26 protein-coding genes are annotated in these 21,542 nt (G+C 70.4%); 9 read left to right on the top strand and 17 right to left on the bottom strand.

The window, feature by feature from the left end; genetic code table 11:
- From BMY74_RS34010 to BMY74_RS44410, 4 genes are all read right to left on the bottom strand, one after another.
- Nucleotides 1–1,134, bottom strand: a complete 1,134-nt coding sequence (locus tag BMY74_RS34010) for a glycosyltransferase family 2 protein (protein ID WP_245786501.1) — start codon at nt 1,132–1,134, stop codon at nt 1–3.
- Complete coding sequence (locus BMY74_RS34005) at nt 1,116–1,946, bottom strand: carotenoid biosynthesis protein (protein ID WP_245786500.1); 831 nt, start codon at nt 1,944–1,946, stop codon at nt 1,116–1,118. Before BMY74_RS34005 ends, BMY74_RS34010 begins: the two co-directional genes overlap by 19 nt.
- Nucleotides 1,943–3,460, bottom strand: a complete 1,518-nt coding sequence (locus tag BMY74_RS34000) for an FAD-dependent oxidoreductase (RefSeq protein WP_089922717.1) — start codon at nt 3,458–3,460, stop codon at nt 1,943–1,945. The genes BMY74_RS34005 and BMY74_RS34000 overlap by 4 nt, the downstream gene beginning before the upstream one ends.
- Before the next feature lie 157 nt (nt 3,461–3,617).
- A complete protein-coding gene (locus BMY74_RS44410; protein WP_143091801.1) occupies nt 3,618–3,827 on the bottom strand; it encodes a DUF2795 domain-containing protein in 210 nt (69 codons plus the stop codon).
- A 419-nt stretch (nt 3,828–4,246) separates the two neighbouring features.
- Here BMY74_RS44410 and BMY74_RS33990 point away from each other — a divergent pair, with 419 nt between their 5' ends.
- Nucleotides 4,247–4,618: a peptidoglycan-binding domain-containing protein gene (locus BMY74_RS33990; RefSeq protein WP_177230059.1), complete on the top strand. Its 372-nt coding sequence runs from the start codon at nt 4,247–4,249 to the stop codon at nt 4,616–4,618.
- Between the two features lie 139 nt (nt 4,619–4,757).
- Here BMY74_RS33990 and BMY74_RS33985 read toward each other — a convergent pair whose 3' ends face one another.
- The 6 genes from BMY74_RS33985 to BMY74_RS33955 all read right to left on the bottom strand — a co-directional run bounded on the left by BMY74_RS33985 (nt 4,758) and on the right by BMY74_RS33955 (nt 8,960).
- Nucleotides 4,758–5,939 carry a fumarylacetoacetate hydrolase family protein gene (locus BMY74_RS33985; RefSeq protein ID WP_089922711.1) on the bottom strand — a complete coding sequence of 394 codons (1,182 nt, stop codon included), beginning with the start codon at nt 5,937–5,939 and terminating at the stop codon, nt 4,758–4,760.
- Between the two features lie 196 nt (nt 5,940–6,135).
- Entirely contained in the window at nt 6,136–6,399 is a 264-nt protein-coding gene (locus tag BMY74_RS33980; protein WP_089922708.1) for a GlsB/YeaQ/YmgE family stress response membrane protein, read from the bottom strand.
- Nucleotides 6,400–6,457: 58 nt separating this feature from the next.
- Nucleotides 6,458–6,778, bottom strand: a complete 321-nt coding sequence (locus BMY74_RS33975) for a hypothetical protein (RefSeq protein ID WP_089922706.1) — start codon at nt 6,776–6,778, stop codon at nt 6,458–6,460.
- 255 nt (nt 6,779–7,033) lie between these two features.
- Complete coding sequence (locus BMY74_RS33965; RefSeq protein ID WP_089922701.1) at nt 7,034–7,393, bottom strand: ATP-binding protein; 360 nt, start codon at nt 7,391–7,393, stop codon at nt 7,034–7,036.
- A gap of 481 nt (nt 7,394–7,874) precedes the next feature.
- On the bottom strand, nt 7,875–8,435 hold the full coding sequence (locus BMY74_RS33960; RefSeq protein ID WP_245786499.1) for a GAF domain-containing protein: 561 nt from the start codon (nt 8,433–8,435) through the stop codon (nt 7,875–7,877).
- A 294-nt stretch (nt 8,436–8,729) separates the two neighbouring features.
- On the bottom strand, nt 8,730–8,960 hold the full coding sequence (locus BMY74_RS33955; RefSeq protein WP_143091799.1) for a hypothetical protein: 231 nt from the start codon (nt 8,958–8,960) through the stop codon (nt 8,730–8,732).
- Nucleotides 8,961–9,109: 149 nt separating this feature from the next.
- Here BMY74_RS33955 and BMY74_RS33950 point away from each other — a divergent pair, with 149 nt between their 5' ends.
- The gene (locus BMY74_RS33950) at nt 9,110–10,078 is read left to right on the top strand and encodes a sensor histidine kinase (protein ID WP_089922693.1); all 969 of its coding nucleotides are present in this window, start codon (nt 9,110–9,112) and stop codon (nt 10,076–10,078) included.
- A gap of 72 nt (nt 10,079–10,150) precedes the next feature.
- Here BMY74_RS33950 and BMY74_RS33945 read toward each other — a convergent pair whose 3' ends face one another.
- The 4 genes from BMY74_RS33945 to BMY74_RS33935 form a co-directional block, all read right to left on the bottom strand.
- Complete coding sequence (locus BMY74_RS33945) at nt 10,151–10,354, bottom strand: cold-shock protein (protein ID WP_089922690.1); 204 nt, start codon at nt 10,352–10,354, stop codon at nt 10,151–10,153.
- Nucleotides 10,351–10,650: a hypothetical protein gene (locus tag BMY74_RS33940; RefSeq protein WP_089922685.1), complete on the bottom strand. Its 300-nt coding sequence runs from the start codon at nt 10,648–10,650 to the stop codon at nt 10,351–10,353. The genes BMY74_RS33945 and BMY74_RS33940 overlap by 4 nt, the downstream gene beginning before the upstream one ends.
- A 232-nt stretch (nt 10,651–10,882) precedes the next feature.
- On the bottom strand, nt 10,883–11,032 hold the full coding sequence (locus BMY74_RS45395) for a hypothetical protein (protein ID WP_177230057.1): 150 nt from the start codon (nt 11,030–11,032) through the stop codon (nt 10,883–10,885).
- Nucleotides 11,033–11,157: 125 nt separating this feature from the next.
- Entirely contained in the window at nt 11,158–12,195 is a 1,038-nt protein-coding gene (locus BMY74_RS33935) for a fatty acid desaturase family protein (RefSeq protein WP_089922683.1), read from the bottom strand.
- A 672-nt stretch (nt 12,196–12,867) separates the two neighbouring features.
- Between BMY74_RS33935 and BMY74_RS45390 the strand changes: the two genes are divergently transcribed.
- The 4 genes from BMY74_RS45390 to BMY74_RS45385 all read left to right on the top strand — a co-directional run bounded on the left by BMY74_RS45390 (nt 12,868) and on the right by BMY74_RS45385 (nt 14,763).
- On the top strand, nt 12,868–13,020 hold the full coding sequence (locus tag BMY74_RS45390) for an RGCVC family protein (RefSeq protein ID WP_177230056.1): 153 nt from the start codon (nt 12,868–12,870) through the stop codon (nt 13,018–13,020).
- Complete coding sequence (locus BMY74_RS33930) at nt 13,017–13,592, top strand: GNAT family N-acetyltransferase (RefSeq protein WP_089922681.1); 576 nt, start codon at nt 13,017–13,019, stop codon at nt 13,590–13,592. Before BMY74_RS45390 ends, BMY74_RS33930 begins: the two co-directional genes overlap by 4 nt.
- Nucleotides 13,593–13,697: 105 nt before the next feature.
- Entirely contained in the window at nt 13,698–14,549 is an 852-nt protein-coding gene (locus tag BMY74_RS33925; protein WP_089922679.1) for an STAS domain-containing protein, read from the top strand.
- A 58-nt stretch (nt 14,550–14,607) separates the two neighbouring features.
- Complete coding sequence (locus BMY74_RS45385) at nt 14,608–14,763, top strand: hypothetical protein (protein ID WP_177230054.1); 156 nt, start codon at nt 14,608–14,610, stop codon at nt 14,761–14,763.
- Here the strand turns inward: BMY74_RS45385 and BMY74_RS33920 are convergent.
- On the bottom strand, nt 14,718–15,401 hold the full coding sequence (locus tag BMY74_RS33920; RefSeq protein WP_177230053.1) for a universal stress protein: 684 nt from the start codon (nt 15,399–15,401) through the stop codon (nt 14,718–14,720). The two genes, BMY74_RS45385 and BMY74_RS33920, sit on opposite strands and share 46 nt — an antisense overlap.
- Nucleotides 15,402–15,962: 561 nt before the next feature.
- Between BMY74_RS33920 and BMY74_RS33915 the strand changes: the two genes are divergently transcribed.
- The 3 genes from BMY74_RS33915 to BMY74_RS33905 all read left to right on the top strand — a co-directional run bounded on the left by BMY74_RS33915 (nt 15,963) and on the right by BMY74_RS33905 (nt 18,425).
- Entirely contained in the window at nt 15,963–16,940 is a 978-nt protein-coding gene (locus BMY74_RS33915) for a zinc-binding dehydrogenase (protein WP_089922675.1), read from the top strand.
- A 64-nt stretch (nt 16,941–17,004) separates the two neighbouring features.
- Nucleotides 17,005–17,604 carry a hypothetical protein gene (locus BMY74_RS33910; RefSeq protein WP_089922673.1) on the top strand — a complete coding sequence of 200 codons (600 nt, stop codon included), beginning with the start codon at nt 17,005–17,007 and terminating at the stop codon, nt 17,602–17,604.
- 38 nt (nt 17,605–17,642) lie between these two features.
- Nucleotides 17,643–18,425, top strand: a complete 783-nt coding sequence (locus tag BMY74_RS33905) for a carbon-nitrogen hydrolase family protein (protein WP_089922671.1) — start codon at nt 17,643–17,645, stop codon at nt 18,423–18,425.
- Nucleotides 18,426–18,474: 49 nt separating this feature from the next.
- On the opposite strand, the gene BMY74_RS33900 is transcribed toward BMY74_RS33905, so the two are convergent.
- Both BMY74_RS33900 and BMY74_RS33895 read right to left on the bottom strand, forming a co-directional pair.
- A complete protein-coding gene (locus BMY74_RS33900; protein ID WP_089922669.1) occupies nt 18,475–20,139 on the bottom strand; it encodes a flavin monoamine oxidase family protein in 1,665 nt (554 codons plus the stop codon).
- 146 nt (nt 20,140–20,285) lie between these two features.
- A complete protein-coding gene (locus BMY74_RS33895) occupies nt 20,286–21,212 on the bottom strand; it encodes an ACP S-malonyltransferase (protein WP_089922666.1) in 927 nt (308 codons plus the stop codon).
- Between the last annotated feature and the right edge of the window lie 330 nt (nt 21,213–21,542).

The raw sequence follows: 21,542 nt of genomic DNA, 5'->3' as shown, positions 1-21,542 counted from the left end.
TCAGCTGCTTCCCCGCAACGATCGGCCCTTCCACTGCAGTCGTCCCGCCTTCCTGGCCCGCCACGACCGTGCGACGAGCGTCAGCAACACCCCGGTCGACACCGGGTGGGCGAGCGCGTCCGGCCACACCCGTCCGCCGGTGTGCCGTGCCGTCACGACCCTGGTGAGCACCCCGGCGGCGTAGCCGACGATGCCGGCGCGGGAGCCGGCGAGCGCGGCGACGGGCGGCAGCACGTACAGCCAGGCGAGCACGAGGGACAGCGCCGCCGCCGCCACCGGGCTGCCGGTCGCCGACCACAGCGACTTCTCGTACCCGTCGCGCACCCCGGCCCAGTCCTCGTACATCCGGCAGGTCGCCACCGTGCTGCCGTCGACGACCACACCGCGTCCGCCGCCGCGCTTGACCGCCCGCAGCAGCGCGATGTCGTCGAGCACGGCGGTGGCGATGCCCGCGAAACCCCCGCTGCGGTGGTAGGCGCCGGCGTCCACGACCAGGAACTGCCCGTTGGCCGCTGACAACGACGGTCTGGGCGAGCGTTCGGCCAGGCGCAACGGCAGGAACACCAGCCACGACCACTGCAGCAGCGGCTGCACGAGACGCGCTCCGGCGCCGTCGGCGAGCTGGCGGGGGAACGGGGACACCAGATCGAGGTCGTGTTCCCGCAACAGGGCGACCGCCGAGGCGATCGCGTGGGGCGCGAGCACGACGTCCGCGTCGACGAACACCAGCACGCGGCCGGTGGCCAGCTCGGCGAGCTGGGCGCAGGCGTGGGGCTTGCCGGGCAGGCCCTCCGGCGGCGTTCTCCCGGTGACGACGCGGATCCTCGGGTCGTCACCGGCTGCCCGGCGCACCTCGTCTGCGGTGCCGTCGGACGAGCCGTCGTCGAGCACGATGACCTCCAGGTCGTCGACGCCTCGCTGAGCCCGCAGCGACAAGATGGTCGGCGCGATCCGGTGCGCCTCGTCCCGTGCGGGCACCAGCACCGAGACCGCCTCGCCGCAGCGGGGCGGATCCGCTGGCGGCACACGCATCAGTCGCGCGTTCACCAGGGCGTGCGCCGCCGCGACGGCCGAACCGGCGGCGGCACCGCGCACCGCCGCGCGCAGGAACCGCTTCACCGATGGGACCGCCACAGCGCGCACGCGAACGGCACGGCCACCAGGCCCATCAGCACGCCCGCTACCAGGGACACGGTGGGGCGCCCGAAGAACGCCGCGTGCGCCCACACCGACGAGCCGTACGTCCACAGGTACAGCACCGGAGCCGGCCCCGCCCGCAGGTCGAGCTCGTTCACGACGCGCGCCCTCCCGACGCTCCCGTGCAACGCGGTGATCATGAGCACCGAGACCAGCAGCCAGCCCGCGTAGTTCGTCAGCGGGACACCGTCCACTCCGGGCAGTGCCGGGACCGGATCGGACCACGTCCAGTGACCGGCGTCCACCATCTGCGGGTCGAGGAACACGTCCCACGACGCCAGCGCCCACGCACCGATCCCGACGACCACCCAGGAGGGACGGTCCACGCGGGCCGCGAGCGCCCTCCCGACGAGCAACGCGGGCCAGGACATCATGATCCACGCCAGTGCGACGACCACGGGCACGCCCGCGATCTCCAGGCCGAGGGTGCCCGTGTACCGGTAGTCGCCGAACGGGAAGCCCGTGTGCACACCGGTGGTCTCGGCCACCAGCCCGCCGCCTCCGGCGACCACCACCAGCAGTGCCGCCGCGCGCGGCCCGAAGCGGGCGAAGGCGTCGCACACCGACGCCACCGCGAACGCGACGACCGAGGCGACCGTCGTGAAGAACCGGGCGTCCGGCTCGGTCATCGAGTAGACGATCTGCGCCAGCACGACGAGCGCACCGCAGACCCAGGCCACCGCCCGGAGTCCGGCGGCGGACCCGCGCACGGCGGCTCGGGAACCACCGCGGTCCACGCCGACGTTCACGCCGACCTCCGCCGGCGCGCGGCCGCCCGCAGCAGCGGCACACGACCCTCCAGGGGAACCGTCCAGAGGTCCGTGCCGGCGACACCCCACTGGCCGAGCAGCCGGTTGGCCGCGGTGAAACCGGTCGTGGCGGCGCGTTCCATCAACGCCACCGGCAGGTCGATCCGCACCAGATCCCCCGCCAGCACGAGGAAGTCGTCCGGCGTGCTCACCGTCGGCCTGTCCCCGTAGCCGCCCGCCGGGAACAACGGGCAGTCGGCACGCCACTCGTGCCGTTCGTCGACCACGGTGGCGCGCTTGGTCTCCGGGTAGACCTCGGTCAGCTGGTCCCAGAGCCGCCGCCTGGCCTCGTGTTCGTCCACATCGGACGTAATGGCGTAACCGTGCAGCTCCACCACGGAACCGCCGGTGCGCGCCGCCCACGCCCTCGCCTCGTGTTCGTAGCCGTCGAGCACGCTCACGTTGTCGAGCAGGTCGAACCCGCTCGTGCCGATGAAGCCGGGGCGGTCGACGGGCGTGTCCAGCCAGTACCGCGACACGAGGAACGGCGGTGCCGTCCGCAACCCCGCCACGCGCGCCCGCCAGTCCGCGTCCCCGAGGCCCGGTGAAGAGCGCACGATCCCGCGCAGCCCTCCCACGTCGGCGGCGAGCACCACGGCGTCGGCGTCGATCGCGCCGTCCCCGGTGGTCACGGTGAACCGCCTGGCCCCGCCCCGCCGTACGGAGCGCACGTCGACACCCGTGCGCACGTCGGCGCCGAGGTCGGTGAGGCGCTGGCCGAGCGGATCCCACAGGCCGTGCGGGAACGGGTCCGCCGCGACGTCGAAGAGAAGGCCCTCGTTGGAGCCGAGGAAGTAGATGTGGAACATCACGGCGAGTTCGGCCGCCGACATGTCCCGCGGGTGCGCGAAGAAGCTGCGGGAGAACACCTCGAACGCGAGCGCGTGCGCGGCCTCCGGGAACCGGACGCGTTCCAGGTACCCGGCCGCGTCGATGCCGTCGATCTCGTCGTAGATCCCGGGAACCGAGACGTCGAGGAGCTTCAGGGCCGCCTCTGGGTTCATCTCCGGCAGGTCGCGCCAGCGGAACGTCGGACTGCGCCGCAGGAACGCCAGCACGTTCCACGGCGCCGTCGTGGGCATGCCGGCGAAGGAGTCGCGGTCACCTCGCGCGTGCCACAACGGGTAGTCGGGCATCGGCGTCAGCGCGCGGCCGCCTGGATCCACCCGCCCCAGCAACGCGCGCAGGTTGTAGTACTGGCGGAAGAACGCGTGGAAACCGCGCGTCATCGTGACATCGCTGCCGTCCGCCAGCCGCGTGCGCCACCCACCGACGCGGCCGCCCAGATAGGACTCGCGCTCGCACAACACGACTCGCGCGCCACGCTCCGCCAGGAGGGTGGCCGCCGCGAGGCCGGCGATTCCCCCGCCCACCACCGCGACGACCGGCGCGTCGCCCGCGAAGCGAGAACGTCCCGCGGGCGCAGGGATCCGCACCGCCTTGCGATCCTTCATCGTGCTCCCACTTCCGGCTCTCGGCCGACGGAAAGTGCCATCAGGGCAGCGCGAACGGGCCCGGGGAAACCCGGTGCCGACTGTCCTTGCCGGTGTCCGCGCCTGCTCCGACCGTATGGGCAGTCCGATCACCTTGCACAACGGGAGCGGCGGCGGCTCAGGATTCGCGGCTCTGGTCGACGGCGACCACGCCGAGCACCTCGTCGAACGACCCGTACGACTGCTCGGGAATGGAGTGCAACGCGTGCACGGTGTCCTCGTCGGCGTTGTTGCGCGAGGCGTGGTCGACCAGCCGGCCCTTGTCCGCGGGGTAGCTCACGTCGGCCAGCGCCGTGCGCAGCCGGTCCACCGTGGTCGTGTCGCTCATCGCTCTCCTCCAGCTCGGGTTCCTGACGCCACCGGCTACCCGGCCACGGGTGCGCCTAACGCGGCAGTGGTGCGGGGCCTCGTCACACGGCCGGGCCGGGATCGCGACGGCGGGTACCGGCACGACGGTGATCCGGGTGTTTTCGGCAGCGGCATTCGGAAGTGAGGTCCGACCTCCGTTCGGAGTACGAATGCGGATCGCGGGAATCTCGAATGCATTCGAATGCGAAGTACCCGCTCCGGGCAATGCATTGGATGGCATGATGCGGTTTCGCATCGGACGAGGCGTTGTGACAGGAGAAGGATGAAGCGCTTGTTCAAGGCTGTCGCGGTGGTGTCTTCCGTTGTCGCCCTGACCGTGGCGATGGGAGGCCCCGCGCTGGGATCGGTGTCGCAGGGTACATCAGTGGCAGTGGCACCGTGACCGACGACTGGGGCGACGAGGGCGAGCTGTCGCGGTCCACGTTCCCCAACAGCTCCGCGACGGGCATTTGGCAGAAGGTGCTGTACGCGGACGGGTATCTCACCGTCAACGACATCGACTGCAGGTTCGGACCGGGCACCGAGAGCGCCACGATCAGGTGGCAGGCGGCCAGGGGACTCGGTGACGACGGCCGCGTGGGGCCGCTGACGTTCGGTCGTGCCGACAACCAACTGCGTGCCACCAGTGATCCGGAGATCTTCCGGTACGACGGGACGAACCACGACGAGTACTTCCTGCGGGTCAACGGTCGCTACGAACTGTTTCCCGGTCATGTCGCGTACTACCGTTCCATTTCCTCCGCGTGCTGATTGATTCCACGTCCAGGGCGTCCGGACAACGGGTGAGTCGCAACTCTTCCGCGTTTGTTCGGTAGGTGAAAGGGCGTCCCTGCTGGAGCGGTTCCGGCGGGTTTCCGGCCCGCCGGAATTGTGCGGGACGGCGATCACATCACGAACGCGGGCCCAGCAGACCGCGAGCGGCGAGGTTCTCCATCAGCGCGGTGATGCCGAACGTCCAGTCCGGCGCGTCCTCGGCGGTGTTCACGACGTTCGTCAGCGCGCCCAGCCGGGGCGAGGAGATGCGGACGACGTCCCCGACCTTGTGGGTGAACCCAACACCTGGCCGGTCCCGGTCCTCGGTCGGGGCGAACATCGTGCCGGTGAACAGCGCGAAGCCGTCGGGATAGCGGTGGTGCGCGCCGAAGGCGTGGGACACGAGGTCCTCGAGTTCCCGGCTGATCTCGGAGACCGGGTTCACGCCGTGCAGCTCGAAGCCGTCGGGGCCGGTGATGTCGAGGGCGATCTCGGTGGCCTTGGCGTCCGCCGGGGTGAAGCCGTCGTCGAACAGCCGGAGGAACGGCCCGATGGCGCAGGAGGCGTTGTTGTCCTTCGCCTCGGTGAGCAGGAGCGCGCTGCGGCCCTCGAAGTCGCGCAGGTTGACGTCGTTGCCGAGCGTCGCGCCGACCGGGTTCCCGCGCGAGTCCACCACCAGGACGAGCTCGGGCTCGGGGTTGTTCCAGGCCGAGCGGGCGAGAACACCGATGTCGGCTCCCAGCCCCACCGCGGAGAGCACCGGGGCCTTGGTGAAGATCTCGGGGTCCGGGCCGATGCCGACCTCGAGGTACTGCGACCACAGGCCCTCGGCCTGGAGGACCCTCTTCACCTCCGCGGCTTCGGCGGAACCCGGCCTCAGGTCGGAGATGTGCCCCTGGACGATCGCGCCCAGCTTCCCGCGGACCTCCTCGGCCCGCTTCGGATCCCCGTCGGCGCGCTCCTCGATGACCCGCTCGAGCATGCTGCGGACGAAGGTCACGCCGGCGGCCTTGAGCACCTGCAGGTCGACCGGTGCGAGGAACCGGGGAACGGCACCGGCCGGGTTCGTCGTGGCGGCCAGGACGTCCGCGAGCGGCCACGACGTGCCGCCGGGGTGGTGCCTGACGATCTCCAGCGCGTCGGGGCGTTCGAGCAACGAGGACACGGTCGCGGCCGCCGGCGACAGGTCGACGACCTGCTCGCCGCGGATCGTGACGACCGAAGGGCCGCCCGCGGACGGGTCGTAGACCCTCGCGACGAGCGCGGCGTCCGCCGCGTCCCGGGGGAGGACGTCAGCGGCGTCGAGTGAGATCTCCATGGAGGTCCTTCCTGCTCGGCCGCGCCGACGAGCTCGCGCATCCCGGTCGTCGGGCCACACCGTACTAGGTGTGATGTCCACCGCTGGGACAGCGCTTTCCTCCGCCGCGCCGACCACTTCCCGGATCCAGGTGACGCGCACAGCGAACGGCCCTGGGCACCGATGCGGTGCCCAGGGCCGTTCGGGGGTCGAGGTGTTACCGCACGCCCGTGCGGTTGCGGCCGGCCACGGCCTCCGCGACGCCGATGAGCAGCACGGAGGCGATCACGGCGATGATGAAGCCCAGCACGTTGAGCTCGAAGATGTCTCCGGTGCCGAGCAGGTTCGCGATCGTGCCGCCGATGACGGAGCCGACCAGCCCCAGCAGCAGCGTCGCCACGATGCCGAGGTTCTGCTTGCCGGGCTTGATCAGTCGGGCGAGCGCGCCGATGATCAGTCCGGCGACGATGAACCCGATCACGTCAGCCTCCTGAAGGTCGATTGTCCTGCTCGACCCGGTTACCCCGTCGCCTGGTCGATCAACCACGTCTCGTGTCGCGGTGTTCGAGCGCGTCCAGACCGTTCTGCCACCGTTGGCGCCGTTGGCTCGTCGTCTGTTCCCACCACGGGTCGCCGCGCTCGCCGAGGGCGGTCTTCGCGAGGTGGACCCGTCCGCGGGCGTCCCGTTCCGCCTCGGCGTCCTGGGCGCGGAGGGCGGCGCCGACGTCGCGGCGTGCCGCCATCAGCAGGGCGCGCAGCCGTGCCGCCTGCTCGGGCGGTATCTCCGGATCGGTGGCCCGCCACCGCCGCCCGTTGATGATGACGAAGTGCCCGTCTGAGGTGTGTTCCGGCTCGGCCACCCCATCAGGATCGCACCGAGCCCGATGCCGGGCACGGTCGAAGTGGGCATGACGGTCCGAGGTGGCTCGACGGTCCGCAAGGGACAGTCGGACGGTCCGTGCCGCGGGTGCGAACAAGCCCACGGCCACGGGACCGGGCCAGTGGTGCTGCCGGCGCACGGCTTCGGTTGCGACCAGAACCTGTGGCGGCTGCTCGTGCCCCTGCTGGCCGCGTCAGCGACGACGCCTCGAGAGCAACGCGGTGACTGAGGCCGGTCAGGACACCGGCGCGCACGGCATGACAGCCCACACGGACTTGCCCGCCAGTCGCTGGACCACACCCCACCTCTCGGACAGCTGCTCGACGATCACGAGTCCGCGGCTGCGCGGTGAGTCGGGCGTGGCCGGTCGCAACCGGGGTGGCAGGGGTGAGGAATCCTCGGCGACGATGTCGACGACGCAGCGCTCAGCCGACCTGCGCAGCTTGAGACGCGCGGGGAACCGGGCGTGGTCGAACACGTTGGACGCGAGTTCCGAGACGACGAGCAGCACGTCGACCAGGTCGTCCTCGACCAGGTCGCACAGCACGGCACGAGCCCATCTGCGCACCTTGGCGGTGTCGGGAATGCCCTTCACGAGCTCGAGGGTGCTCCACCCGTCACCGGTACCGGCATCAGCCGCGGCAGGGCCTCGTTCCACTGGCGTCACACCCAGTGAGGTACCTCGGGTGAATCGGTCAAAACCCGTGCGGCGCGGGGTGTGGTGCCGGTAACCGGATGACGACAACTCTCCAGGCCCGCGAGCGGGTGCTGGGAACCCGCGCCACCACGGCGGCACGGCGAAGCTGACGTGGCCGCTCTGGCCCACGGACGTGTGTACGGCAACGGGAGATCTCGCGTCCTGCTGCCTGCCGGTCCGTCCACAGTGCACCACAGCGCTTGGGTGACGGGCCCGACAGGGCGCAGGACGTGGCGCGCCGATGGACTTCGCGGAGCCGCGACGCCGCTGACGTCGCGCCGGTGACGACGTTCGGCGGACCGGTCCTGGAGTCGGTGGTGGTGCAGGCGGAGGAGGACCCTCGCCCCGTCGCGGCGCTGAGGGCGCGCGACGCGACCGGTCACACGCGCTGTTCGTGCTCGGCGGACCGGGTCACGACGTCGGTGACGAACCGCTCGGCCAGCTTGCGCGGCTTGACGTTCTCGCGCTGCGACTGCGCGACCAGCAGCTGGCCGGCCAGTTCGGTCGCCTCCAAGTACTTGCTGTGACTGCGAAGCGCCGTTTCCACCGCTCTCGTGTAGAGCGCGAGCAACGACGCGTCCAGCTCCAGGAAGCCGTGTCCTCGCTGGGAACAACCGTTGATGGCGCCGGAGTGCTGACTGTCGACGGTGAGCGGCGCGGACAGGAAGCTCACCACGCCGGCGGTGCGGGACGCCGCGCCGAAGGCCGGCCAGCGGTGCTGCGCCTCGTCGATCGTGGCCCTGACCAGCTTGCGCGTGGTGGCGGCGTCCAGGCACGGGCCCGCGCCGCCGCGGTACTGGAGACCGTCGAGTTCCGCCACCAGATCGCTGGTGCTCGCCGCGGTGAACGGCCGCGCCCCGTCGTCGAGCAGGGTCACGGTGGCCTCGTCCAAGCCGGGCGCCGCGCGCACGACCTGTTCGCAGGCCTGGTGCACGGCCACGCGCAGGTCGCTCTCCCCGTTCAGCGCGTCGGAAAGGCGCTCCCTGCTTCGACGTCGACACGGGCCATCTCCTCGCCGACCGACGAGGAGTCCAGGACAGGAGCCACGGTGGGAAGTCCCACCGGCTGCTGGCTGAACCGGATTGCTCGTGCGACGTCCGGTGCACCCGTCCATCACGAATCACATCCGGGGCAAGTGCCGCTGTTCGGCGCAGAGGGACCGCAGACGCGTCGAGACCAGCGCGGTTTCGTTCCGGAGCGTCCGCACGACACGAATGGACGAACGGTCGCCGGTTCAGCGGTTCGAGGACGGGAACTGGCCGCCGGCGCTGCCCAGTGCGAGGAGATCGGTGTACTGGTCCTGCCACGACCTCTCGGTGGCGAGCAGGTCCGAGAGCCGCTGCACCCACTCGGCGTCGACCGGCGACCCGGCGGCCTGCGCCAGGTGCCGTTCGGTCTCGTCGCGAGCGCTGATCCACTCGGACAACGTGGGGCCGAGGGCGGGGCCGCCTTGTGCGTCAGTCATGGTGGCGACAGTACTGCCGGGTGCGTCACCGCCGGCGCGTGCCGCGCGTCGTCCGGACCGGCCCGTCGCCCTCGCGGGCAGGAGAAGGGGGTAACGTCCGCGGCGTGCGCCGGAAGTTCGGCACATCCTCAGCCGAAGGGGGTGGCGTTGTGACCACCACCGAGACTGACACCGGGACAGCCCCGAGTGCGGCCCCGTTCGTGCACCCAGCCCTGTTCTACGCCTCGGACGACGAATACCGCGCGACGCTCGTGCCGTTCATCACCGACGGTATCGCCGGCGGCGGGCCCGTCGCCGTCGCGGTGCCGCACGACCGCCTGCACCTGCTGCGCCGGGCTCTGGGCGCGACCACCGGCGGCGAGGTGACGTGGCTCGACATGACCGAGGTGGGCCGCAACCCCGGACGCATCATCGCCTCGGTGCTGCGCGGGTTCGCCGACGCCCATCCGGGCCGGCGCGTGCGCATCGTCGGAGAGCCGGTCTGGCCGGGCCGGACAGACGTCGAATACCCGGCGTGCGCACAACACGAAGCGTTGATCAACCAGGCGTTCGCCGGACGTGACATCACGATCCTGTGCCCTTACGACATCACGGGCGTGAGCTCGCAGGTCGTCGCCGACGCGCGCGCGACCCACCCGGAGGTCTGGGAGGCCACCGGACGGCATCGGAGTGACCTGTACGCGCCCGACGCGGTCCTGGACCGGCACAACAGGCCTTTGCCGGACCCGGTCGGCGCCGAGGAGTTCACGGTCACGGAGCCGGCACAACTGCCCGCCGCACGTCGATGGGCGACGAGCGAGGGCCTGCGGCACGGGCTCGACGCGGATCGGGTGGCGGACCTCGAGTACATCGCCACCGAGCTGGTCACGAACAGCCTCGTGCACACACCGGAAGGCCGGTGCGGACTGAGGATCTGGCGTCAGGACGACCACGTCGCCTGCGCGGTCAGCGACACCGGGCACCTGGCGGACCCGCTCGCCGGACGCATCCCCAGGTCCGCCGAACTGCCGGGTGGACGGGGACTGCTCCTGGTCCACCGGTTCGCCGATCTCGTCCGGGTGCACACGAGTCCGGGCGGCACCACGATCTACGCCTTGCTGCGCATCGGGAAGGGCTGAGTGCGGCGGGTCGTCCGGCACGCGGAAAGCGGGCCACCGGCTGGTGACCCGCTTCCTGAAATCCTTGTCCCGTCAGAGGAGCCGGACCGAAGTGGCCTGCGGCCCGCGGTCTCCCTGCTGGATGTCGAACTCCACCGCCTGGTTGTCCGGGATGCCCTGGTAGGCGTACTCGCGGACCTCGGAGTGGTGCACGAAGACGTCCGGTCCGCCGCCTTCAGGGGCGATGAAGCCGAATCCCTTGGTGCCGTTGAACCACTTGACGGTTCCCTGGGTCATCGAGCCACTCCTTCGGTCGTCCGGTACACGCCGAGCGCCTCCGGGAAAGTCACGTTGGCCGGTTCGTCGCGCACCGGATTTGCATCGAGCACCGGATGTGCGTCACGCGGTTGCAGGTCGGCCAGACCCAGCATCGCGAGCAGGTCGCGGCAGTCCTGCGCGTCGTGGGAGTGCTCCGCGACCCGTTGTGCCGCTTGACGTTGCTGGACGGCCCCCGCTTCCTCGGCGGCGAGACGCGCCTCCTGGAAGTCGGCCGCGGCGCCGTTCGGGCGTCCGATCTGGCTGGTTCGCGTCATGCGCGCACCTGCTGGAGTCGCGTGGTGCGCAGGAGTGGGGAGTGCGAGGGGGAGAACGGGCGATCCGGCGGCAAGCCGGTGCTCCAATCCCCGGTCGGAGGCGAGAGCGCCGAACCGGATTGGATCGGGGTCCGCGGCGGCTGGATGCCGGCAACTGGAACCCCAACGGTGCCGACACTACTCCATGCCGCGCCGGTCCGTTGCCCGCCGGCTCGTGCGGCGGGCCCGTGCGTCAGTGCTCCGACGGGACTCGTGGTGCGGGCACCGGTTCCTGGAAGAGGTTCGTCCAGGACGGCCGGTCGGAGCCGGCCGGGCCGGACTCCGCCTGCGGCTGGTGCGTTTCGGGATGGCTGAACAGGTCGTTCGCCGTAAACAGGGTCACTTGGTTCTTTCCGTTGAATGGCAGAGGAAGGTCGACATCTCCGACTGGAGCGTCGAGGGCGCGGAACGCGGCCACCTTCGCACCCCACGCTACACCCTCGGCCCGCCGTGCGGGGGTCGCGGCGATCAGGCCGTGGTCCGCAGGGGTGCGCCGGCGTCGTGCAGGTGCCGCAGGACCTCGGCGTAGGAGCGGCGCAGCGTGGTCTTGCTGTACGGGATCCCGTGCCGTTCGCAGAAGTTCTCGACGACCGGTTGCGCGTGGCGCAGGTTGGGGCGGGGCATGTGCGGGTAGAGGTGGTGCTCGATCTGGTGGTTGAGCCCGCCGAGCAGCGCGTCGACCCACCGGCCGCCGGTGACGTTGCGGGAGGTCAGCACCTGTTTGTGCAGGTGGTCGAGGCGTTGTTCGCCGGTGATGATCGGCATTCCCTTGTGGTTGGGCGCGAACGAGCACCCGAGGTACACACCCATCAGGCCCTGGTGCACCGCGATGAAGACGACCGCCTTCACGGGTGACAGCACGACGAACGCGGCGGTGAGGTAGACGGCGAGCGGGACGATCTGCAGTGCCGCCTCACGCCACGGGTTGCGCAGTTCCCTGCGGCACAACGCGATGATGCCGGAGATCCTCAGCACGGCCGCTTCGGCGAGCAGCAGCGGGAAGAACAGGAACGCCTGGCGCTTCGTGATCCAGGCGTTCAGGCCGCGCTTGCCCCTCGCCTGGGCGCGGCTGAAGGCGAGGGCGTGGATCTCGATGTCGGGGTCGTGGTCCTCGTGGTTGGGGTTGGCGTGGTGGCGGTTGTGCTTGGCGACCCACCACTGGTAGCTGATGCCGGTGAGGCTGCCGTGCAGGTGCCCGACCACGTCGTTGTGGCGGTGGCTGCGGAAGATCTGCCGGTGCCCGGCGTCGTGCCCGATGAACGCCAGCTGCGTGGACGCCACGGCCAGGGCGACCGCCGTCAGCACCTGCCACCACGAGTCGCCCAGCAGCACGAACGCGGTGGCGATCGCGCCGAGCAGCAGGGCGTTCACCGCCATTCGCAGCAGGTAGTAGCCGCGTCGCCGGTCGAGCAGCCCGGCTTCCTTGAGCTCCTTGGTGAGGCGGGCGAAGTCGCTGCCCCGCGGGCGGTCGGCCTGGGAGGTCAGGACGTCGGGCGATGATGACATTGTCTACTCCGGACGGTGGAGGATCATGTGCTCCCGTGGCTCTTGCTCAGGAGGGCGTGCGGTCCGGCGCGGGTGGCCGGCTGAACTGAACGCGTCGGCACCGGCCGGGGGCGTGCGGAGCGGTCCTCCCGTGCGCGGGCTCGTGTGCCGTTCTTCGCCAGGTACCCCGGTCCGTGCGCGGACAACCCGGATCGGGTGAGATCGTGTTCGGCGGAACGCGGCGCCGTTGTTCCTGAACATACCTGGTGGATCCCGGTGCGCCCCGGACCTGGACGTGTGGTGCCCGGGCTGTCGGGGCTTCCGGTGTGCGAGCGGTCGAGCGCATCACGCGCTCCCGGTCACGTCCTGGAGCTCGTCCACCGACCTCGCACCGCGTCGGCGGTGCGTTCACGTGTCCGCCGGGACGCTCACGCGTTCGTCCCAACAAGACTCGCGTTCGACGCGTGGCGACCGCTGACGCGTCGTTCCCGTAGGTCGCGTAGACTCGCCACCACCGAGGGCATGTCGTGCAGCAGCGGTCGAGCTGGTGCCGCCTTGGGCGCATCACGAGACCCGGCCGTCCGGCTGGAGGTGGGAGCGCCCGGCCGACCTCGGTTCCGTTCCGCGGTCCTGGTCTCCGCGCCTCCGTCACCGGCGTTCTTCTCCTGCTGCACCGTTCATCGGAGTTCCCGCATGACCACGTCCGAGCCGCTGACCACCGAGACCGAAGCCGGGCGCGTGTGCGCTGTCTGCCCCCACCCGTGGCGGGAGCACGACCCCCTGGGCGTGCGGTACTGCACCGCCACCGCGGCCTCCGCGCTGCAGCGGGGATGCATCTGCTCATGACGGCCACCACCGTGCTCACCACCGAGCGGCTCACCCTGCGCCCGTGGCGGCTCGAAGACGCACCCGCGGCACTGGAGGTCTACGGGCACACCGAAGTGACGCGGTGGCTCAGTCCCGAGATGGACCGGGTCCCCGACAAGGCGGCCATGCGGCTGCTGTTGCAGCAGTGGGCCGCGGAGAGCGGGCGGCTGTCCGCGCCGGCGGGCCGGTGGGCGGTCCAGCGCGACAGCGACGGCCTGGTGATCGGCGGCGCCGTCCTGCTCCCGCTGCCGCCGGGCGAGGAGGACCTGGAGATCGGCTGGCAGCTGCGTCCCGACACCTGGGGCCACGGCTACGCCACCGAGACCACGCACGCGCTGGCCGCCCATGCGTTCAGCCAGGACGTGCACGAGGTGTTCGCCGTCGTCCGGCCGGGCAACACCCGCGCGGCGGCCACCGTGCGCAACAACGGGATGCACTGGGTGGGCGAGACCACGAAGTACTACGGCATCGAGCTCCAGGTGTTCCGCCTCCGCAGGGCGGACCTCGACTCGGCCGCACCGGCCTCGCCCCGGCCGCAGGACCGCGACTGACCACATCCGGCGATCGAACGCACTTCATGCCGGCACGCCCGGACCTCACCGGTTGTGCGCGTCGTCCCGACGCGGCTGTGGAGGTAGAAGCCCTTGGAGGCTCGTGTGACTGCACATGCAGGGCAGGTCGACCGCGTGGCGGCGCTGCTGCGGACCAACGCGGAAGGCCTGATCGGGCAGTGGGTGGACGCCGTGGCGGCCCTGCTGCGCGGGCGTGCGACGAGGACGGAGCTCGAAAGCGACTTCCGCGAGCTCTTCGACCTCCTGCTGCCGGTGGCCGGCCGGGACGGCCAGGACGTCTCGGGACCGGAGTTCGGCGGGGTCCGGACCTTCCTCGAGGAGTACTCCCGCGCGAGGGTGCGGGGCGGGTTCACGCCGTCGGAGACCGCGTCGAGCATCTTCTCGCTCAAGCGCGAGGTCTTCGCCCTGGTCGAGAACGACGACGACGCGGACCTGTTCCGGCAGGTGCTCGCCTTCTCCGGCCTGCTGGACGCGCTGGGGCTCTGGACGTTCGAAGCCTTCTCCCGAGCGCGGGAGGAGATCATCCGGGAGCAGTCCGAGCAGCTGCTGGAGCTCACGACCCCTGTGGTGAAGATCTGGGAGGGCGTGCTCGCGGTGCCGCTGGTCGGCACGCTGGACTCCGCGCGCACCCAGGTCGTGATGGAGAAGCTGCTCGAGATGCTGGTAAAGACCGGGTCCGAGCACGCGATCATCGACATCACCGGTGTGTTCGCCGTCGACACGCAGGTCGCGCAGCACCTGCTGAAGACGGTCGTCGCGGCCCGGTTGATGGGCGCCGAGTGCATCGTCTCGGGCATCCGGCCGCAGATCGCGCAGACCATCGTGGCGCTGGGCATCGAGTTCGGCGACATCATGACCAAGGCCTCGCTCGCCGACGCGCTGAGGTACGCGCTGCGGCACGAGGGTGTCGACGTCGTGAGCAGCGGCGTGGCGTGATGGGGCGGGTCCTGCGGGACGCCTGACACCGGCGTTCGACGGCCACCGCGTCGAGGGCGTGGACGGGGTCGTGGTGCTGACCGGGTTCCGGCCGGACCTGTCGTGGCTGCCGGAGGTCCGGCGCGTGGAGCTCGTGCCGCCCGAGACCGGTGTGTGCTGTGGAACGCCTCAGGCGGTCGACGTGACGATCGGCCTCGCGCCCAGCGCGCGGTGACGTTCCGGAACGGCGAACCGACCGTCGAAGGTCTCGAGAACGGGTTGGCGCACAACGAGAACGGGGCACGGCGCGTGGTGGAGCGCGGCTCTCGTAACGGTGCCGCACTCGTGCGCGTTCCCGGCACCGACGATGATCAGGTCGGTGTCGGTGCACCGGGTGATCGCCTCGTGCGGCTGTGCGTGCACGAGCACCGCGCGGTGGGCGAAGCCACCGAGTGCCGCGGTGGCGCGCGCGAGCACGTGACCGTGGTCGGTGTCGGCGCCGTGACGGGCCGGGGACGGTGCGACCGCGTGCAGCACGCGGAGCTTGGCACCGCGTAACCGCGCGTAGTCGGCGGCGTGCCGCAGCACGCGGCCATCACCGGGTCCACCGCTCACCAGTGCGGTCACGTGCCGGTGCCGGGAGTCGACGGCCGCGGTCGTGCCCCGCACCACCACCGTGTCGCAGCGCGCGGGGGCCGGCATCGCGAGCGCTCCGCGACCCCGGAAGCCGACGACCACGAGCCGCGCGCGGAAGTCGTCCTGCGGGCGGTGGACCTCCAGGCCCGTGCGCATTAGCTGGGCGTGGGCGGCGGCCCACGTCAGCGCGTTCTCGTCGCGTCTGGCGCCGTCCTGGATGATCACGACTGGTTCCACGCGTCGACGATGCTGGGTCGCGTCCGTTCGGAGCAGGGCGGGAAGACGGCTGTGGGCCGGGACCGAAGTCCTCTTCCCGCAGGGCCTGTCGCTGGGCGAGGTGGCGGTACCCCGCGGCAGCGCGTCCATTGTGGACAACGGCGGTGACGCCACCGAACGGCACGTGCTCGTGCGCGCAGTCGCCGTGAGTGACCGACGTCCGGCTCGTCGACGCCGATGGCCGTTCGATAGCGCGGCGATGGCGGGGGAGGGTGGACTTGCGCGATGAACTCGCCGGGGGAGCGTCGCGGTCCTGGACCTGCCTCGTCCCCGGCGGGCTGCGCCGTCCCCCGGTTGTCCGTTGTGGATGTCGTTGACAGGAGGTTCGTATGGACAGGTATGACATTCTCGCCGACGAGGACGGGCACGTCCGCGGCTACGACTAGAGGTGGCCCTGTCGGTGCGCGAGGGAGTCGATCACCGCAGCGGACTCCCTCGCGGGGGTCCTCCGGCGCCGGCCGAAGCCGTTGCCGGACTGGAACGTCATACCTGGCCAGTCCTCGTCTGGAGTGGAGCTTGTTGGTGATCGGGACGATGCGGGCCGCCGTGCTCGAGGCTCCGGGACCGCCGGAGAACCTGGTGGTGCGCGACCTCCCCGTGCCCGATCCGCCGGCCGGGTGGGTGCGGGTCCGCGTTCGCGCGTTCGGGCTGAACCGGTCGGATCTGTTGTCCCGGCGCGGGTTTCCCGGACACGCGGTGAGCCTGCCGCGCGTCCTGGGCGCGGAGGCGGTGGGGGAGGTCGACCTCGACCGCTCCGGCCGGTTCGCGCGGGGGCAGCAGGTCGCGGCCGTGCTCACGGGCATGGGACGGCAGCTCGACGGCGGCTACGCGGAGTACGCGTGCGTTCCGATGGCAGGCATCTGCCCGTTCAGGTCGAAGCTCAACTGGGCCGTGCTCGGTGCCATGCCCACGATGTTCCAGACCGCCTACGAATCACTTGTCGTCGCTGTCGATCTGCGGCGTGGGCAGACCGTGCTCGTGCGTGGCGGCACGTCTTCGGTGGGACTGGCCGCGATCCTGCTCGCGAAGAACCTCGGTGCGACCGTGCTCGCCACCACGCGTGATCCCGAGAAAGTCGATCTGCTGCGCCTGCACGGCGTGGACCACGTGGTGATCGACGACGGCTTCGTGGAGCCGCAGGTGCGCGCTCTGTTCCCGGACGGGGTGGACGGCGCGGTCGAGCTGGTGGGCTGGTCCACGCTGGCCGACACCCTGCGCGCAACCAGCGAAACGGGAACGGTGTGTCTCACCGGCTCGCTCGGCGATGAAACGGGTTCGTCGCACGCAGGTCCAGCGGTGTCGCGAGATGGTCGCCTCGTCCTCTGCCACGGGGACCGCAAGCCCGGTCCGCAGGTGCTGCAGAGGATGATCGACGAGGTCGAGGCGGGGCGTCTCGACGTGCCCGTCGGGCGCGTCTACCGCATCGCCGACATCGCGCGGGCCCACCGCGACATGGAGGCGAACCTGATCTGCGGCAAGGCCGTGGTGGTGGTCGAGTGAGCCGCCGCGGTGGTGCGGCGACGAGCGATAGAGGAACAATAGATCGCGATGTCACGCTCCCGGCATGACGGAGATCTTCGACCAACTCCGCGAGAACCTCATTCTCGCCCTGATCATCGGCTGCGAGATCGGGTTCTGGTTCTTCCTGCTCGCCGGGCTCGTCGCACGCTATCCGCTGCGGAGTCCCAAAGTGGGCGGTGTCCTGCTCCTGTGCACGCCCCTCGTGGACGTCGTGCTGCTCGTCGTCACGGTGTTCGACCTGCGCACCGGTGGTGAGGCGACGTGGCCGCACGCGGCGGCGGCCATCTACCTCGGTCTCACCCTCGGGTTCGGGCACAGCATGATGCGGTGGGCCGACCAGCGCTTCCAGCACCGCTTCGCGGGTGGTCCGCCGCCCGTCCGCCCGCCGAAGTACGGGCGCGCCAAGGTGCGGTACGAGTGGAAGCAGTTCGGCAGGTTCGCGATCGCGTGGCTGATCTCGGCCGTCATCATGGGCGGCTTGGTCTTCTTCGTCAGCACGCCCGCGCAGACCGAGGTGCTGTGGAAGGTCGCGCTGCCGGTCATGACGGGTACTGGCGTGGCCTGGTTCGTCCTCGGTCCCTTCCTGACGACGATCCGCCCGCCGCGTCCGCGCAGGGGCGCCAGGGAGACGTACGTCGCCTGAGTTTCGATCCCGAGTGCGGTCCTGGAGGAAATCCCGCGATGAGAATTGCGTGTTGGCAGACCTTGACGCGCCCGTCCGACGTGACGGGCGCTCTCGCTCGTCTGCGCGTGCGCGCCGCAGAGGCCGCGGCGGCCGGCGCGCGGCTGCTGGTCACGCCGGAGATGTCGCTGACGGGGTACAACATCGGCAGCCGGGGGCTGCGCCGGCTCGCCGAGCCGGAGAGCGGGCCGATGTGCGAGGAGGTCTCGCGCATCGCCGCCGAGTCCGGCATCGCCATCGTGCACGGCTGGCCCGAACTGGCGGGGGAGCGCGTCTACAACTCGGTGCGGGTGGTCGGCGCCGACGGGACGGGCCTCGCCTCCTACCGCAAGACGCACCTGTTCGGCGCCATCGACCGGATGAGCTTCAGCGCCGGGGAGACCGGTGTCGTCCAGGCCGATGTGGACGGACTGACGGTCGGGTTGATCGTCTGCTACGACGTGGAGTTCCCAGAACTGGTTCGCGCGCACGCCCTGCGCGGCACCGAACTCCTGGTGGTGCCGACCGCGCTGATGTCGCCGTGGCACTTCGTCGCCGAGACGCTGGTGCCGGCCCGCGCCTTTGAGAGCCAGCTCTTCCTCGCCTACACCAACTGGACCGGCCGGGAACGCGATCTCGAGTACTGCGGTCTCACCAGGGTGGTGGGACCGGACGGCCGGGTGACCGGGATCGACGCCGGGGCCTCGGACGGACTCCTGGTCACCGATCTCGACCTGTCGCTGATTCCGAAGGTCCGCGCCGAGACGCCGTACCTGACCGACCGGCGGCCGGAGCTGTACTGAGCCTGTCCCAGGTCCTGGCCGGGTCCGCGGCCACGACCTGGGACGCCTCTCAGATGACGACCGGCGCCAGTTCGTCGAAGAGGTCGCCGGGGCCGGGGTTGTCGGGGTGGGTGGAGCCGCCGAGGTGGTGCACCACGCCCCAGACCGCGTTCAGCGCCGTCTCCACGGCGTTCTCCGCGAAACCGCCCAGCCACGAGATGTCGTCACCCGCCATGAGGAAGCCCCTGTGCTTCTCGTCGAGCCCGTCCTGCATGAAGTTGGTGAACAACGCGCGCTGGTACCGGTACTGCCCCGGGAGGCTCGACTTGAACGCGCCCATGAAGTTCGGCTCGGTCTCCCAGGTGACGGAGACCGGCGGCGCGATGATGTGCGAGCGGATGTCGACGTCCGGGTAGATCTGGGCCAGTGACGCGAGGACCACCTCCAGCCTCTCCTCCGCGGTGAGGGTCGCGACCTTCAGCGAGTCGTCGTTCCACGTGTACGACAGGCACATCACGCCGGGCTCGCCGGGCCCGTCGTCGAACAGGTAGACGCCGCGCGGCAACCGGTCGGTCAGCGTCATGCCCATGAGCTCGCGGCCGGTCCTCTCGTCGCGGTCGCGCCAGAACGGGCGGTCGGTCAGCACGAAGAGCTTCGACGAGCCCATGTAGTGCGTCCGCTCCACGGCGGTCCACAGGTCCGACGGCAGCAGGTCGGGATCGCAGCGGATGCGGGACAACAGGTTCCAGCTCTGCGCCGTGAAGACGGCCGCCGGGTACTCGCGGACACCGCCGGACACGTCCTCGACCAGGTAGCCGTCGCCGCTGCGGTCGATCCTGCTCACCCCCGGCAGCGGCCGCCCGTCGTGCAGGCGCGCGAGCGACGTGCCGGCGGGCCAGTGCACGAGGTCGTCCGGTTCGTGGTGCCACAGCCCGGTCGGGATCTGCTGGCTGCCGCCGATGATGCGGTACTGCTTGTCGCCGACCTCGGTGTAGACGACCCGCAGGACGTCGAGCACGGAGTTGGTGAAGTCGGTGTCCCACCCACCGCACCCGAAGCCCACCTGGCCGAAGATCTCCCGGTGCTCGAAGGAGGAGAACGCCGTCGTGGAGGCCAGGAAGCCGTAGAACGACTGGTTCTCCAGCTCGCGGACCGTGCGGTTCCACAACGCCTTGATGACGGGGATGTCGCGGCGCTCCATCGCGCCCATCATGACCGGCAGGTCGGCCTTCTCGTGCAACGCCTTCGACCACGCGTCGGAGACCTGCTGGAACGTCAGGGGCAGGTCCTCGGGACCGCGCGCCCAGTGGGTCTCGCCCCGCAGGTTGACGACGGTGCTGGGAGTCGCCTCCGCCAGCGGGTTGGGGAACGCCGCGGCTTTCAGACCCAGCTTGTTCACGTAGTGGAAGAGCGTGGCCGACGGCGAGAACCGCATCGATCCCAGCTCGGCCCGCGGTTCCGGGTGCCCCTCGAAACCGACGGTGCGCATTCGCCCGCCGAGTTGCTCGATCTCGTACACCACCGGTCGCAGGCCGAGTTTCATGAGTTCGTAGGCGGTGACCATTCCCGAGATCCCGCCACCGATGACGGCGACCTCGGTGCCGAGGCGGTGCGCCGGCACGGAACCGAGCCCGGCCTGGTGGTCCAGCCATTCCTGGTAGACGAAGGGGAAGTCCGGGGAGAAGCCGGTGGTCGGTGCTGGGTCGTCCTCTGTGACTGTCGTCGTGAATCCCATTTGCTCAAACCTCGATGATTCGTCGGATCTCAGTGGCTTGACGGAAGTTCGGTCGAGGGTGTGCGGACACTGCGCCGATTTAATACGACTGTGTTTTAATCGGCGCAAAAATGTGCGCGCCGGAGCGGCGCTGCCGGGCGCGACGCCTACCTGGCGGGCCTGCGGGGCTTCAGCGCGTCCTTGGGGCCTGCGGTCACGACGTCGAAGTCGGTCTTGAGGAGCCCCAGGCGGTGGATGAGGTAGTCGGGGCCCGCCACGCAGATCCTCGTGAGGCCCTCGTCCACCAGCCGGTCCCGGATGTGACCCCAGTGCACCGGGCTGTCGGTAGACGCCTCGAGCAGCGCGCCGACCTCGGCTCCGTCGCTGATCAGCGAGCCGTCCTGGTCGGAGACGATCGGGATCGCCGGTGCGGAGAAGGAGAACTTCGGGAACACCTCGTCCCGCAGCCGGGCCCGCAACGGTGCCAGCACGCCGGCGTGTGCGGCCGGGCGCATCGTCGTCAGGCAGTAGCCGCCGCGGTCGCCGACCTTCCGCTTGAACCCGGCGAGGTGCTCCTCGTGCATCGTGACCAGGTGCACGCCGGGGTCGAAGTACCCGGACACCTCGTACCACTCGCCGTCCGCGGACATGGTGGCGAGGACGTCGTCGAGTCGTTCCTGCGGCGTGCGCACGACCAGCTGGCTGACCAGGTCCCGGTGCTCCCGCTGGAAGTAGTCGAGCTCGCACCGCGCCAGTTCGGCGGTCAGTGCGACGACCTCCTCGAACGGCAGGGCTCCCGAATAGGCGACGGCGGCGCGCTCGCCGAAGCTGGACCCGACGCAGACGTCCGGGCGGAAGCCCAGCGACGCCTCCATCCAGTCGGCCATCGCGACCGAGTTGACCAGGAAACCGATCTGGTGGGCCGCGTTGTACTCGTCGGGACCGGACCGCAGCTCGTCGAGCAGCGAGTGGCCGAGCGCGGCGTCCGCCTGCGCCACCCTCCGCCGGGCGAACGGGCTGACCGTCATGAACCTGCCGACGTCGGCGAAACTCGACGGACCCATTCCCGGAAACACGACTGCCGTGCGGCTCATGACGACGCCTCCTGTTTGCCTGTTGGTGGTGCTCCCGGCTTGCGCCGCACCGGCGAGAAGCTGCGCCACGCAACTCTCGGAGAAATAGGTGTGGATCCTATGTGCGGGCGAACCCGGCTGTTAATGGAGCGGTTCCGCAGGCCGGTCATCGCCCAGTAATTCGTTGGTAGTCCCGGGAACCTCGAATCCTCCGGGCTGCCGGGGTTCTCGTCCAGTGGCCGGTGAGTGGAATCTTTGCATCCCGCAGGTGCCCGTGCGTGTGATTGCTTTGTGGTGCTTCTGCGTCCCGATGTGCCGGGATCGGATTGCGATGTTGTTTCCGCCATCACT

Source organism: Lentzea albida, assembly GCF_900111005.1.
Taxonomy (GTDB): Bacteria; Actinomycetota; Actinomycetes; order Mycobacteriales; family Pseudonocardiaceae; genus Lentzea; species Lentzea albida.
This window is presented reverse-complemented; position numbering and strand designations above follow the sequence as displayed.